Origin of the sequence: Bacillus sp. T33-2 (assembly GCF_002860205.1) — a bacterium.
Taxonomy (GTDB): Bacteria; Bacillota; Bacilli; order Bacillales; family Cytobacillaceae; genus T33-2.
The window spans coordinates 1-15277 of the sequence record NZ_PGVB01000047.1 but is presented as its reverse complement, the minus strand read 5'-3'; the positions used below and the strand labels follow the sequence as shown (position 1 = coordinate 15277).

12 protein-coding genes are annotated in these 15277 nt (G+C 35.1%); all 12 read right to left on the bottom strand.

Annotated elements, in window-relative coordinates; genetic code table 11:
* Positions 1-272: 272 nt before the first annotated feature.
* Positions 273-626 carry a hypothetical protein gene (locus CVD19_RS22210; RefSeq protein ID WP_101585367.1) on the bottom strand — a complete coding sequence of 118 codons (354 nt, stop codon included), beginning with the start codon at positions 624-626 and terminating at the stop codon, positions 273-275.
* The gene (gene fliS / locus CVD19_RS22205) at positions 626-1024 is read right to left on the bottom strand and encodes a flagellar export chaperone FliS (protein WP_101585366.1); all 399 of its coding nucleotides are present in this window, start codon (positions 1022-1024) and stop codon (positions 626-628) included. The genes CVD19_RS22210 and fliS overlap by 1 nt, the downstream gene beginning before the upstream one ends.
* Before the next feature lie 20 nt (positions 1025-1044).
* Complete coding sequence (fliD, locus tag CVD19_RS22200; protein ID WP_101585365.1) at positions 1045-2574, bottom strand: flagellar filament capping protein FliD; 1530 nt, start codon at positions 2572-2574, stop codon at positions 1045-1047.
* A gap of 15 nt (positions 2575-2589) precedes the next feature.
* Positions 2590-2958, bottom strand: a complete 369-nt coding sequence (flaG, locus tag CVD19_RS22195; protein WP_101585364.1) for a flagellar protein FlaG — start codon at positions 2956-2958, stop codon at positions 2590-2592.
* Positions 2959-3145: 187 nt separating this feature from the next.
* Positions 3146-4315 (bottom strand): DegT/DnrJ/EryC1/StrS family aminotransferase, encoded by a 1170-nt coding sequence (locus CVD19_RS22190; protein ID WP_101585363.1) that lies wholly within the window; start codon positions 4313-4315, stop codon positions 3146-3148.
* Positions 4316-4339: 24 nt separating this feature from the next.
* Complete coding sequence (locus CVD19_RS22185; protein ID WP_101585362.1) at positions 4340-5041, bottom strand: WbqC family protein; 702 nt, start codon at positions 5039-5041, stop codon at positions 4340-4342.
* Between the two features lie 13 nt (positions 5042-5054).
* Positions 5055-6149, bottom strand: coding sequence for an FkbM family methyltransferase (locus tag CVD19_RS22180; protein ID WP_101585361.1), 1095 nt, complete (start codon positions 6147-6149; stop codon positions 5055-5057).
* Between the two features lie 2 nt (positions 6150-6151).
* The gene (locus CVD19_RS22175; protein ID WP_101585360.1) at positions 6152-7450 is read right to left on the bottom strand and encodes an ATP-grasp domain-containing protein; all 1299 of its coding nucleotides are present in this window, start codon (positions 7448-7450) and stop codon (positions 6152-6154) included.
* Positions 7450-8439, bottom strand: a complete 990-nt coding sequence (locus CVD19_RS22170; protein WP_101585359.1) for a hypothetical protein — start codon at positions 8437-8439, stop codon at positions 7450-7452. Before CVD19_RS22170 ends, CVD19_RS22175 begins: the two co-directional genes overlap by 1 nt.
* Positions 8440-8486: 47 nt before the next feature.
* On the bottom strand, positions 8487-11102 hold the full coding sequence (locus CVD19_RS22165) for a glycosyltransferase (protein ID WP_180953750.1): 2616 nt from the start codon (positions 11100-11102) through the stop codon (positions 8487-8489).
* On the bottom strand, positions 11092-13185 hold the full coding sequence (locus tag CVD19_RS25985; RefSeq protein WP_101585357.1) for a glycosyltransferase: 2094 nt from the start codon (positions 13183-13185) through the stop codon (positions 11092-11094). The genes CVD19_RS22165 and CVD19_RS25985 overlap by 11 nt, the downstream gene beginning before the upstream one ends.
* Positions 13186-13196: 11 nt before the next feature.
* Entirely contained in the window at positions 13197-15074 is a 1878-nt protein-coding gene (locus CVD19_RS22155) for a glycosyltransferase family 2 protein (protein WP_180953749.1), read from the bottom strand.
* Positions 15075-15277 lie beyond the last annotated feature (203 nt).

The window sequence follows — 15277 nt, the reverse complement described above, 5'->3', positions numbered from 1 at the left end:
CGACTGTGTATAAGGATGGAATCAAATGTAATTCAGGAAAATCTTTAGTTCAACTTATATAGTCATAAAAACTGCCGTCAATAGACACAGGTTATCGTTCCCCACAAACCCCTGCAAAAACACAGGGTAAAATTCGAAAAAGTTTTTTTCGAAAATCAAATGTTCCGAATGTCGTGTCTTCCATAACGCAGTTTACTGCAAGAAGCTGATTTATCACAACTTCATGAGTAATGCTAATGATTTATGCGACAAAAAAACCCCATAAGGGGTCATTATTTTTTCTTATCGAAATAGTAGCCGTCTTGTCCTGAAGGATTGTAAAGTTGATGATAGCCTTTGAAAGCATTTTTTCCTTTTTTCGCATTGACAATATCGTTCTGAATAGAATCTTTTAGCCTAATGATCTTTTCAGTGATAGCTTCATTCTTTTCATTGATACGCCTAAGCTTGTCTTTCTCGTTATCGGAAAAAAGGGTTCCTTGCATACGAAGCAGAAGTTTTTCCCTTAACTCCAATATTTTCGTAACTTCCTCCGTTACAATGCTCCGCTGTTCACCTTTTGCCTCTTCATTAAGAATCATAGCCAGTTTATCGGTTAATTCAATCAAATTATTTATGTCACTCATTAAGCCTGGCCACTAGTTTTAAATTGTTTTTTTCTATTGATTACGATAACTTCCTTCCAGGTGTCCCTGAAGTCAACGACCAACTCTTCAACTTCATCCAAAATGCCGCGGTCATTTTTAATATTGGCATCAATTAATCTACGATTGATATAGTCATAAAGATTTCGCATTTCTTTTGCTATAGAGTAATCCAAATTTAAGGTGACGATTAACTCTGTAATGATGTTTTGGGCTTTAGAAATATTGACGTGCTTCGACTCTATATCATGGTTTTCAATGGCCTTTTTAGCTAAATGAATAAATTTGAGGCAGCCATTATATAACATTAACGTTAATTCACCCGGTGACGAAGTAAAAACAGCGTTTTGTTGATACCTTTCATATTGGTTTTGCAACATATGTCCTCCCAGATTTTAATTTAACCCAACATGCCCATGATGTAATTGCTTTGCTCATTCATCTTGCTAAGAGCAGTCTCCATGGCCGTGAATTGCTTCCAGTAGCGCTCTTCTATTCTGGTCAGCTTATCTTCCCACGATTTCATTTCCTGACTGATGCCGGCTATTGATTTACCGAGAGCACTGCTATCCAGGTTTGGACTTGTTTGCGGCCTTCCAGCCTTTTTATTTAACTTGTCGATCGCCTTATTCACTTCTTCATATACTCTGGAAGCAATACCATCTTGACTTGTAAACAAAGCTTCAATCTCATCTGGTTTGTTGGCGATGGCTTCTCTCAGTTTAGCTTCGTCTATCTCAAGTTTTCCGTCGAGCGACATATAAGGAGATTTGATTCCCAATTCAAACAGCAATTTTAACTGTCCTGCAGGAATCCCCTCTACTGGTGTATACATGCTTCCGCGCAAGTTTGTCAGAGTTTCGCGCAATATTTGGTCATTATAAAGCAGGCCTTGTTTTGACTTTTCATCCCATTTTTCAGCTTCTTTTTCTGATAACTCTTCCCGCTGCGCATCAGTCAACGGCTGGTAATCGCGATCCTTTGGTTCCTTTATTTTCTTATTAAAGCTATCAATTAAGGAATTATAACTTTCAACAAAATCTTTTATATTTGTAAAAATAGATTCAGTATCCGAATTAACAGAAATTGTTGTTGTATTAGTTGGATCTGCTTTTAAAAGAGTAAGGTCAACCCCGTACACAGATGCTTTATTCGATTTCAAATTCTGGATCAGAGTGCCATCAAATACGATTTCTCCGTATGCACCTGTTACATTTGCTTCGACAGTGGCTGTGCCGGTTGACTGTGCTGCAGCTCCACCATTCGCAATTAACGCAGCTATGTTGACGGATCCAGGGGCTGAAGTATCAGTCAGAATAATGTTTTGATCGCCACCCATTTCTTTTGATGACAGGACAAATCTTGCTGTCGTCGCATCAAAAGAAGCGCGCACACCCAACGCAGCATCTGTGGCGTCATCAGTTGCAGCGCTAATTTTGCCTGCCAAAGATGAGTATGTATCTTGATCCGTAATACTGATCGTAGCGGTGCCATTTGAAGATTGCACCTTAAATTCTGCTGTCTGACCGGCAGCAAGTATTTTTTCCGTTGACTGCACCATTGCTCCATCACTCTTAACAATTGCATTCCCGGTCTTTAATTTTGCTACCTCAGCCAAACTGTTAACAGTGAGATCATACGAGCCGGCTACAGCATTGCTTTGTGCAGTTGCCAATGCATTAGCAGTATTGGAAGAAGATGCACTATAACCGTTAAAGCCAGAGGAAAACCTTAATTTGTCCGCTTTGTTTCTGAATGTAGCAATTTCCAGATTTACATCCCGATAAGCATCCCGCTGCCATTGCAGCCATTCCTTTTTCTGAAATAACTTATCGAGCGGCGTCCTTTCCGCTGTCATTAAATCCCTAATGATTGTATTTGTATCAAGGCCTGATGCAAATCCTGTGATCCTCATTTGATTCGTAAACATCAGTTACCACCTCCGTTAAATTTTATCATCAACAAACAATCCCAGATATTCTCTCATCGAAGCATAAATATCCAATAACTTCTTGGCTGGAATTTCCTTTACGGCTTCCTTCGTTTCTTCGTCTATTAACGTGACATAATATCTTTCCAGTTTTTCATGGTAAACATATTTTAAAGATGTATGACCACTATCTAAAAAATTGTTTAAATCATGTACAACTTTATCCAGGTCTTCTTCTTTTATTTTACTGTCGTTTGAGTTTTCAGGCTGCTGTTGTTCTAAGTTGTTTGATTCTTCCGCTGGCGGAAGAACTGCCATTGAACTTTTAGATTCGACAGTTCTTTCTACTATTGTTGATCGTGAAACTGAATCGACAGAGCCCATTTTTTATCCCCCTAATGTTTATCTATTTATTACATCGGATGAAAGAGTAGAATTGTTAGTGTAATGTTTAATTTTTGGCGATCTATAGGAATTGGCTGGCAGATAAGACATATATTATTCGGTAGTAAAGGAGCTTTAGTTTAAGATATCTATTAACTGTAGGAACATTAATTCTAGTCCAGTTCAATCAGACAAATAATGGTATATCCGCATCATCTTTAATGCCAGATGGTCCTGTTAATTTGGATCCTTCATCCCTTAAAGCGATAATAACTCTTTTAACGACATCGACGTCCATGTTTTCCCATAACGGTAAGCTTATTATTCTCTCTGATATTTCGTTAGTCACATTTAACGATGAATTTGGATATTCTTTAAATTGTTTTTGCTGATGACATGCAGGTGAAAAATATGCAGCAGCACTAATTCCATGTCTCTTTAGTCGTTCGATAATATCTCTGTTGTTTTCACCTTTAGGACACAAAATTGGGAAAAATTGAGGTGGGAAACTCCCCTCTGTATGTTGAACTCTCCAACCTTTGCTCTCTAATTCAAAATGTTCTATTTGATTAAGATACAATTGATAAATCCCTTGTCTCTCATTTAGCTTTTCCGGGAATACGTCCAGAGTAGCTAATCCAATAGCTGCGTGATATTCAGAAAGTTTAGCGTTAATGCCCAGATTAATCGATTCTCTGCTACCCATATATCCGAAATTTGAAGCAGCCCTTATATTCTGAATCGCATCCTTGTTTTTACTGTAAACTAATCCGCCTTCACCTATACCAAAAGGTTTTGTCGCATGGAAACTGAACACCATCGCGCCGTTAAAGCCATGTCCAAATTGATTATTGTTATGCATCGAGCCAAAACTAGGTGCAGCATCAATTACAACTGGGATGCCTTGTTCTTGGAGTTCGTTATAAAAGGTAATATCTATACAAGTCCCAAAGGTCGCATAAGGTATAACAACCGCTACTTGTTCACCGAGCTGCTGCAATGCCTCTTGTAACTTTTCTCTATCCATTGTCCAGGAATTCTCGTCTATATCCACAAAATATGGGATTAGGCCAGACCAAATTGCCGCCAATGGGGTTGCCGAAAATGTAAAACTTGGCATGATTGCATATTTTCCAGCTTTGTTTTTGAACTCATTGATACTAAGAATGAGTCCCATAGTAGCATTATTAATAGTAGTTAAACTTCCACTTTCGCCAAAGAATTCTTTTTTGATCCTCTGTTCAAATTGAGTATTTAGTGGTCCAAAGTTTGAATAAATTCTACTTTCATCTATTTGTGATATATATTTTTCGTACGCATCAATTGTAACTACGTTCGGTTTAAGAAAAGGGATCATTGCTACCTCTTTAATAATAATTTTTTAAATTAGCTCATATCGGTTTAGTAAATCCTTAATATTATCTCGTGAATTAAACATAAGCACATCAATGATGGATAAATTTGATATAAACGGATATCCAAATTGAGGGTAAGAAATTTCTGTCGGCTTTAAAAACAAAAGATCTATGTCCTTCATTTTAAAGGTGTGCTTGGAATATAGTTGAACACCACCAATGGCGTTGATATAGGTATTCCCCCGTAATAGGTTGACGATTTCAATGACGCTATCCTGTGCGGACCCTAACCCATTTTTATTTATACTTGAAGAAAGTATTACCTCTGTTGGAATATCTAAATATTCATTTAAACATAAAATAGATTTATAAATTAGATTGGATAGATTTATTTGCTCAGATGATAAAATCTTATCAATCAGTTTAATTGTGTCTTGAAAAAACGGTGCTTTTCTGTAATTTTGAACAATGGTTTTAACGAATTTTTCTTTCTCATATCTATACTTTGATGATAGCATGCGTTCGTTAATCTTAGATTGCATTTTTCCCTGCTCGATACTAAAAGTAAACAAGAACTCCTGATTATTTACTAGGATTTTATTTCGATTAATCCATCCGCCTTTGATATATTGCACGTCATCATATATTACAAATTTATCAACAGCCTGTATAAGTTGGAAATACCCTATATATGGAAATAAATAAGGCTGCATTAGTGCGATTCGCATACGTTGTTCCACATCACTTCATAATAAAATACATCACAGTTTCAAGGACGCCCTCAGTATAGTGCCTCAAATACACTTTATATTTCGGGTTAAAACTTAACACCAGTTCAGGAATCCTCCAGAAATCTGCCTGATCATGGTATACACACACAGCTAACTTTGGACTATATTGCTTTATTAAACGTTCGGCACCTAAAAGAGAACTGTATTCCGCACCTTCTACGTCTAATTTAATGTATGTAACCCTTTCATCTATAATCTCATCAAGCTTTACTGCCCTCACCTTGATATCACCACCGTCGGAAAGACCACTAGCAGAACCTTTTGTAGCGTCAAATGTAAGAAAACAGTTTTTATCATAAGTGGCGGCATTTAAAAATTCAATGTTCTTGAAGGATTTTAGTTTGTTAAATGACTCATGATACGCAGCCGGAGACGGTTCAAAATAAAATATTTTTTTGTAGTAAGGATTTTTACTGATGAACTTTTTAGTAGTTTCCCCATCGAAACCGCCACAATCAACAAACACTTCTTCAGAATTAAATTTAATTAGATCATCAAAATACTGTGACTCTAAATCGTAGTTGAAATGGTCAGCAGCATCAATATTATAGTTGTACCTAAAATCTAATAAATGTTGTAACGTCTCACGGGACTTCGCATCATATAACTTTTCATGTAACCAATCATATTTATCACGCCTATTGTTAATATCCGAAATATTGTTAGAACAAAAGTCTGGAAAGCCATATACTTTGTTGTCCAATAAACTAAGATCTAGATAATTTAGTTTATATTGTATTGACGCTGTTGTTAATTTTTCCATCACAGTTCTCAACTTACCATCAATTACACAAGATATGACGACGCTATGCTTAGGGATTTGATTCAATCTAAAAATTTCTATATTTTTATATGTTTTTTCACCAGTATAGTCATCAATGATTCCCTTTAAAGATATTTTTTCTTTGGAAAATACGCCTATTAATCTGTCTGTCAAATAATTTATTCCCAATAAAAACTTGGGGATATTATTGTCATATAGTTTATCAAACGTGTCCATGTTACTGCTAACAATTTCATTTTTTTTGTCCGTTAAGACTAGCAATCTTAACCTCTCCAATCTATCAAGCAATCTATCATATTCAAATCAAATGTAGGTATATTTAGTTTAACCTTAACCTGCTTTCGTTCCTCAAACGAATTATCAATAAAAATTGATGGAATATCATTATTCATATAACGATATTTAAAATCATCTTTGCCGATCTGAATAATTTGCGAAAACATATTGGGGCAAATTTGAAAGCTATCCAGCGTTTGTTTAACATCCTCGCGATGTTTTGTTATTAAAATAATATCAACTTCACGGTTTAAACATTGATATAAAAACATCATTAAGAAATTGTTTATTTTGTTGCTATTGAAAATAATAGTATCATCAAGATCCACATATACTCTTTCGTATTGCAAATCTATTTTATAGCGATTTACAAGAGATCTATCCAATTCCATAGCCATGCGATTAGGTATAATCTCATAATCTAATCCCTGAAAATCAAGTATGGATAAAAGGGGTAAATTGATATCATTACTTGTAGTTAAACAAGCTGTACCCGCCATTCTTGTGGAAATTTCCAAGAGTTTAAACATCCCTGATTTGTCTTTTTTTAACTGAAAATACCAATAACCTCTAAAGTTGAGTCGGTTATTTATTTCATGCGCAATACTGCTTATTTCCCCGGTGGTTTCCATAAACTTTGATTTTACACTAATACCACCGAACACCCTATCCCTTGTTCTAGGACTCAACACTCTAATATTTCCAAAACGATCCGTAAAACAATCAACCGTTAGTTCTTCTCCTGGTAAATACTCAGAAATCACCATACTGCTATTTCGGCCTAGACAATTTTGTAATTCCTCAAAGCTATTTACTTTTTTTACACCCTGCCCACCTTGTCCTTGATCAGGTTTTATAAAAACAGGAAAATTTGTAACGTCAGACATTCTCCAATAAATTCTTGGAGAAAAAGAATGCTGCTCAAACTTGCGGTACATCAATTTCTTAGATCTGCAAATCTTAGCCGTTTCCAAATCAGAGGCAATTACCTGTGCTTGAACTAAATGTTGATGTTCAATTAAGTAGAGAGAAACTGTATCGTGAGTTGGTATAATAAAATCAATTTTATTTTTTCTAAGGACGTCGTTAAATTCATCTATGAATTTTTCTTCTGAAATTTTAGGTAAGCCACCAATGTATCTTTCATATACGAAAGTTCCATGGTCATCTACACTTGAGGCTCCGTATATTTCTACTCTTAGTGAGTGCCGCAGAGCAAAGTTAATATCGATTGCTGGCTGCGAGCCACACGGAAATACCAATACCCTTGTTTTCAAATCAATCATCACCGTTCAACCCTACACCTTTTTTTGCTAATATATTTATAAATCGATTCCACGATTTTGCTCATATCACTATTACTATATCTATGATCAATCGGTAAAGGTACAACATTGTTTATTAGCTGAAATTCAAAATCTTGAGATTTGACTCGTGTTAGAGCGTCTTTCCAGAAAGTCGGAATATATATCTTATTTTGAATTAAATATTCCCTCAATCCATCCTCTTCATAATATAAGGGATATACCATTGGACCATTTATATAGGAAACATCAAGATTAAATTGATTTATATGCTTTAAATGTCCATGAAGAAACATGAAGTTGTCTTCTCGAATTTTTTTGGCTTTTGTATATTGAATATTTTGTAACAGCAATTGAGTTAGAATAGACATTTTTTTTAACGGCAGATTATTTAATTTCTGTTCATTTTGCACAAAAACATTGTAAGCCACATCAGCTGGCAGCTCAACCCGTTTTAACAAATGTTCCGCTCTATCAAATGAAAAATCTGTATCAAGGTCTCTTTTCAAGGTTTCATCTACATAAAGGTACGCTCCGTCAGGTACTCCAAAAAACTTTCTCGGTGAATAAAAAGTTGGCTCATCACCGATAGGCCTTTCAAAAAAGGCCTGTGTGTTATCCACGATAACCCTCTGATATTTTTCAATGACACTTCTTACATTTTTTTTATGAATTCCATAATAGTTTACATAAAGTAAGTATTCATCTTCCAAAATATTATGATTTAACAGTGGTTCTAATTTTTTGTCTACACTATAATATTGTATCTCGATAGAAGGATGAATTTTATCAGTTACGCTGTCACAAATGAATTTTGGCGCGTATAATTTTTTAATTTGTTTACTCTCTAATATATATAATAAAGCATTTCTACCACTATTAAGCTTTATAGCGTTATGATGGTATTCAGCGTCTTCATTCATCATCATTGAAAGCTCAAAGAAACCCCCAATTTCATAGGAAACATCCACTTATTTCACCTCGTTCTGCACTTAACTGGGTAACTACGACTGCATTCTTATTTGAAATCATAATTTCCCAAATAGAAATTTTTTATGTTGTTGATATATTCATCATAATTATAGATATCGTTAATTAATTTAAGTTGTTCTCTTTGCATTACCGTAAAATTCGTTTCTTCACTGGTCTGCTTGATTAAATCTTCAATGTGATTATAAAGATCATCATAATCAGCAAACACTGAAGGTATATGTTGAAACTCTTCTGTAAAAAATATTGGGTTGTAAACTGCTAACCCGATTCCTCCACTCAAAATGGTCTCAACGAAATAACCGTCTAATCCTTCACCAAAAGTAAGTGTCCACTTTGCTCTAGTGATTAGATTTTTGTAATCTTCATATTTCATATTCTGTACAATTTCAACTCTTTTTTTTGGAAATTGTTCTTTTATTTTATGTAAGATTAAAGATTTCATTGGGTGAGAATCAGGAGAGACTACTAAAATATCTTCTTTGTTGGCAAAATCCGTAAAACTATATTGTTCTGAACTGACACGAGTCGAGAATAAATGTACCGGGATACCATATTTAATACGTGTTTCAATGGACGTATACCGCTTGTGTGCTGTCGTACTTGTAATATTGTTCGTAAATCTATAAAGATTGTTAATTACTGTTGTATCAGGCATCAATTCATCATTTTGGTTGAGGATATTTATATGAAGTTCTGGAATGTTTTGAAGTAATAAAGATTCATTCTCTGAAATATCTTCAATAAACCGTTGTACATATGATTCTGGAAGATGAATAATGCACTTTTTCATGCAGGAAAAATGATTTATAACCAGTTCAAAGGGATATATATCTACGTTGTTGTCCAAATTAGTATTCTTTAAAAGAATCGTATCATTTGGCAGGGTACACATAATAGTTTTACTATTATGCAGATGGTGCATCTTTTCTGTTTCTTCATATAAAGAATAAATTGAAATTATGCCGCCTGTGATACCATTTTCACCTGGCACCAAAAAAATAATGAGATTTTCAGTATTATCGAGATACTTTTTATTCATAAGTATCTTTGCTTGTTCAATTTTTGTATTTCTCATTTCTTCAATTACATTTTCTATATGGTTTCTCATAGAACTGAGCATGTACATATGTCTCTGATCTTGTTCCGTAACAAGATTTATTATATGGTCTTGATATTTCAGCCAGTTTTTAAGACTAATCTCATAGTTTCTGTCATTGGTGAATAATCCTTTTTCCCGCAACCCCAAAAGTAAATATGCAAAATCGATCGTTCCATTAGCCAGCATATCAGGTGATTGTAGTTGCTGGTCGCTGTGAATTCTAAAATAGCTGAGGGTTTCAGTTATATAAACTGCTTTTCCCTGCATTAATAAGTCAATCCACGTAGCTAAATCCACATTACAAATTGATTGTCTTCCATTAAATACTCCGAATTTCTCCCGGAGATCACGCTTTCTGAATAGAACTGTTGTTGGCTCACCAATATAATTAGTAAACTTCGTCAAAAGAAACTCAGCGAATGTGCTACCATCCAAAATTGTGTCTTTCTCAAACAATCTCTTTGTGCTGGCATATTCTCCAATGAATTCCCCTTGTTCATTAATCAGCTGCCGATGGGAAGTTACTAATTTAATATCTTCATCAGCTAAATAATAAGAAATCATTTTCTCAATTTTTTGCGGATGAAATAAATCATCATCCATGAGAAAATTGACAAACTCTCCATTTGCCAACTCCAATAATTTGAGATCATTGTCAAATTGGCCAAGTGTCGTCTCATTCTTTATATATGTAATATTGGAGTATCTCTCTAAGTAAACTTGTATAAGTTCACTTGTTTCCAGGTTTGTGCTATCATCCGCGATAATAATTTCCGTGTTAAAATACGTTTGGTTGAGAACACTGTTTAACGCCTGCTCAAAATAATCAGGCCTATTATAAGTGGGAATTAGTATACTGACCAATGGTATCAGTTGCTTAATGCTTGCTTCATACACATTCAGAAACAAACTTTTATAATAGTTAAATCCGTTAAGTGTGTTCACGACGCCACAATCATGGACACACCACGGTGTGGATTGGTTTGGAACCCCTACCTGGTAGCCATTCATTTGAAATTCCAGACACTGTGAAATGTCGTAATAATGCCAGCCGTCAAATAAGTCTTCTCTCCATGGGATATCTACCTGTGTCGCCATCAGTAATCCATCAACAGCCTGTACACTTTCAAACTCCTGCTGAACTTGTCTGAAATTTAAAAGGTCCATTTTGCCAGTATGGCTGTCAAAAACCTTGCCATATTTGATGCCGCTTTCCCACCATACGCCACTGGGAGGAATAAATTTGCTTCCTACTACACCAATCATTCCAAGAGTTTCATCATTCTTGAACAGCGTTATCATATCTTCTATGAAATTTTTATTCACAATAAAAACATCTTGATGAAGGTATACCTTGTATTTAGCATCAGAATCTTTCATGGCTTGGTTATAAGCGGCAGCCATGCTCGGAGATTCCTCTATCGTTATCACATCTATTTCAAAGCCTTCAGGGATTTCCAAAGTGTAAATATATCTCAGTGATTCTTCAAGTAATAATTGATTATTTACACAGTAAATGAAACAAACTTTGTTATTGTTCATGTGGTTGTAGCTCCTTTTGAATCTCTGCAATAATACGGGTGACCTCTGGATCATAATTCTCTATCTGATTAAAATATTGCAAAGCCAGCTGGTTTTCTTTTAATTCCCGCAAAATGGAGCCTAAATTAAACAAAGTATCCTCGTGTTGCGGATTATACTGATGAGATTGTTCTAATAATGAAAGACATAATTCAAAATTCTTTAAGTTGTAAAAGGCCACAGCCAATATATTACATACAGCCTGTTTGTGGACGATGTCATTGTTGATTACAGTGAGCAGGTCTTCTTCGGATATTCTTCCATCATTGATGGCATTCAATATTTCCTGTACTGATTGATCAATATCAACTGAAAATTCGATTCTACGCACGATGTGTTTCAGGCCGTGGGTTTCTTCATATAATTCTTCATACATTGTTCGTATTTCATCATCCATGTCAGTTATCTTTTCCAGATATTCAATTGCCTTCCTCTTTTCGCCAAAAAGATTTAAAACAAATGCTAGATTATAGATTGTATCTGGGTTTTCATTGTCAATCTGATATGCTTCAGTTAAATAAGGAAGTACAATATCATATTTCTCTAATTCCAAATTCTTATTTGCCAGCAGATTTAAGAAATGGACAGCACTTTGCTTATCATCGAAAATACCGACAAGCTCCTCTATACTTGTTGAATTGAGAACGTGAAGATTAGCTTCAATTGCGTTCCCTTTTAGAGTGTCTTCCACCATTTCTTTAATCGCGATCTGGGTTTTGGCCGTCACTTTCACAAGGAACTGGGCTGTTCCCAAAAGAATTTGTGTATTGTGATCCCCATATTCTGAATAAACCTTAATCGCGGTTTTTGCATGTTCATCTAGCTCAGATTTTAACAAAGTGATATCAAAGGAAGCTTCTTCATCGCTGAACAAATCAAATACTTCTTGGTAAGAAAAGCAAGGGTAACCGTTGAACGGTTTACCTCCTGACAAAATATTTTTGAGATTTGGATAATAGCAAATGTTATTCAACTTCGTAATGTAGACACCATTATCTTTTAACTTTTTCTTAATAACTGGAATTAAGAATTCAGCGTCTCGGAACTTCTCCCAGTCAGACATCAGTATCACATCAAAAAAACTATCGGGATACTGACTTAAAACTTCTGTCAACTCACCCACACTTACTTCAGCAATGATTTTCGCTTCATTAGCTTCAAAAATAGATTTTTCAATACCATAAAGATTTGCTCTTTTATATAAATTTTTTATTTTTAGAAGCGTCCCACCGCTACGGCAGCCAACATGTAAAACATTTAACGGGATGTTCCTATCTGCTTTAATAGCTCCAACCAAGTCCAAGTCAATTAAATGCGAGGATGAATTTGTCCCCCATTTGTCCATAAACAGCTGTTCGTTCGTTGACAGTATAGACGAATAATTGTTAAGGTTCTCCTTCCAGGATACACTACCAAAATGGTGGATAAACGTATCGTGACATAATAAAAGGTTGTATCCGCCTTTTCTCAATCGAATAGAAATATCATCATCTTCAAAATTCCCTGGAGTAAACCTTTCATCTAGAAACCCTACTTCATCCAAAGCTTTTTTCTTTATTAATAGGCAGAAGCCAATTAATTTTAAGCGTTCTTCCCAAAGATCATGATTGCTGACATTAAAGTCCTTGGCGAAATTGTGCATTTCTTCTATTGTGGTATATGTGACTGGAATAGAAGTATAATAAGCTGCTGAATTGGTTAAAGGACCTACCGCACCGGTCTTTTCATCAGCGTATAAAGCACTCAGCAAATTTTCCAGCCAGTTCTCTGTTACAATCACATCATTATTAAGTAAAAGGATATTATCCCCGGTTGCAAGTTGTATGCCTTGATTACACCCTTTTGGGAATCCAACATTCTCTAAATTATATTGGACTATTAAGCTAGTTTGTTGCTTTAGCCACTTTACGGTTCCATCAGTTGACTCGTTATCAACCACAATAATTTCATATTCCTGGTTGGTGGTATATTTTCTAATGCTTTCTATACAGTGTTTTGTATATTCGAGTTGATTGTAGGTAAGTATAATTATACTTGTTTTCATGTCTACATCCTTTATGCCTTAGCCCATTCCACTATCGGGAAGGCGTCTGCTATTTCTCTTTTTATTGATAAAGCTGCTTCTTGATCATTTAGTTTATTATAGATTTCATATACCTTTTCATATATTCTATACTCGGGTCTGAGTTCCAAGGCACGGTTGTAAACAGAAAGGGCATCCTTATCCTGATTTTCCTGGACGCATACATCTCCTAGTAACTCCAGCCATTGAGGATTCTGTTTGTTTTGTTCATATTCTGCCACCAATAGATCCATTGCGATATGTGAATATCGATTCTCGATAAGCATATGGCAAAGTTTCATTTTTAACATTGCAGGACCGTTTTGAATTGTTGTTATGCACCGATTGAAAAGATCTTCTTCTTGTAGGATTAGAAGTTGTTCCGCAATAAAAACGATTATATTTGCAACCCGCTCTGATACATTGCCAAGTTCCTCGGGTTTACTTTGAAAAAAGCGTTTTAATTGCTTCCATTCTCTATTACTAATATTTAAATGTTTCTTGGCGGCTACGGCTAATTGTTCTGAATTGGATATGTATGCTAATAAAAAAAGGTCGTTGGACTCACTTTCATTAATATCACCCAATTTTCTAGCTATTTCCAATGCTTCTGAATAATGCCGGCTATATAATTTTGCTATCATAGAAACGGTCGGATCCAGTTGTAATTTGTATAAATCAATATATTGCTGGAGTAATGGGCTTTTGATAACTGTTAGAACAACGATTAAATGTTTAAGATCTTTCACATCTTCCACTGAAAATATGTTGCTAAGATGCTCTTGCATTGCTTTTAAAGGTATATGCGTTTTCGTCATCATTTCCAGATATAAGCGCAACGCAGGCATATGGTATTTGTTAACCTCAAGAGCTTTTAAAGCCATGTCAAATGCAAGTACATATTGGCCCTTTTCCACTGCTATAGCTCCCTTACGCACATAAGCTAAAAAACTTCCCACCCCTTCCAATGTTTGAAACAAATCAACTTCTCCTAAACGAATACAATTTTCATATGCCCGGATAGCATCATTTTTGAAAGCAAGCTCTTCAAAAATCCTACCTTTTAAAAAATAAAAATCTGTATGATTAGGAAAACTTTCAATTGCAGCATTGACCACATTTAAAGCTTCCTCGTGTCTTCCCAACCTGCTTATCGAGTCAATCATATTATAAAGTAAGCTTTGGATATATAAACGGTCTTTAGAAAGCTCAAAAGCTCTCTTATAATAATTCACTGCTTCTTCATCCTGATGATTCGCCCTATATTGGGTCCCTAAATTATATAAATTATATCCTGATGGATTTTTCGCCACCTCGTCGAGTAAGATTGCAATATTTCTGTTATGTTTCTCCTTCTCCTTAACTACTTCATCTTTATAACCATCATGATGGATAAGAACGTCACCAAACTCATGAGATAAACCAAGACTTTTATCTTCAACATTTAAATGTTCATGAATGCGTCCTTGATATTTTAACCCACGATTATTTTTAAATAACCGAACAGCTGGATGATAAATTGCTCCTCCACTGGATAGATGGTTTTTAATGCGTACTGTATAATGATCCTTTTCAGTAATCAATACCCTTTGTATATCTGCATCTTCATCCAAATATTCATCTGCATCAAGAACGAGGATATAATCGCTTGTAGCATGTTTGATGCTAATATTTCTTGCTGCAGCAAAATCATTCGTCCAATTATAATGAAAAATGTTGGCATCATAATGTTCAGCTATCTCAAGTGTTCTGTCGGAAGAACCTGTATCAACAAGTACGACTTCATTTACATGTTTTGCGGCACTGTTTAAGCAACGATCGAGAAAACGTTCTTCATCTTTTACTATTATACATAGAGAAATAGTTTGCATCTTATCACCCATCAACTTTTATTTCATACTCTTTTTATCGACAAAAAATGCATTATCTTAATCATAATAGCACCTTCTGCTATATAGATTTATTTTGGTAATAAAAAACCTCCGTTCATTGTTGAACGGAGGTTTCAGACTGTAGACAAAAGGCATCCGAATGGCCTCATTCGGATGCCTTTTGTTGCATTTTAAGCGGATAA

Bases quoted from the DNA above. Each gene is read 5' to 3' on its own strand.
- CVD19_RS22185 (WP_101585362.1), bottom strand. From the start codon at position 5,041: ATGCGAATCGCACTAATGCAGCCTTATTTATTTCCATATATAGGGTAT.
- CVD19_RS25985 (WP_101585357.1), bottom strand. From the start codon at position 13,185: ATGAAAACAAGTATAATTATACTTACCTACAATCAACTCGAATATACA.
- CVD19_RS22165 (WP_180953750.1), bottom strand. From the start codon at position 11,102: ATGAACAATAACAAAGTTTGTTTCATTTACTGTGTAAATAATCAATTA.
- fliS (WP_101585366.1), bottom strand. From the start codon at position 1,024: ATGTTGCAAAACCAATATGAAAGGTATCAACAAAACGCTGTTTTTACT.
- CVD19_RS22175 (WP_101585360.1), bottom strand. From the start codon at position 7,450: ATGATTGATTTGAAAACAAGGGTATTGGTATTTCCGTGTGGCTCGCAG.
- flaG (WP_101585364.1), bottom strand. From the start codon at position 2,958: ATGGGCTCTGTCGATTCAGTTTCACGATCAACAATAGTAGAAAGAACT.
- CVD19_RS22155 (WP_180953749.1), bottom strand. From the start codon at position 15,074: ATGCAAACTATTTCTCTATGTATAATAGTAAAAGATGAAGAACGTTTT.
- CVD19_RS22190 (WP_101585363.1), bottom strand. From the start codon at position 4,315: ATGATCCCTTTTCTTAAACCGAACGTAGTTACAATTGATGCGTACGAA.
- fliD (WP_101585365.1), bottom strand. From the start codon at position 2,574: ATGTTTACGAATCAAATGAGGATCACAGGATTTGCATCAGGCCTTGAT.
- CVD19_RS22210 (WP_101585367.1), bottom strand. From the start codon at position 626: ATGAGTGACATAAATAATTTGATTGAATTAACCGATAAACTGGCTATG.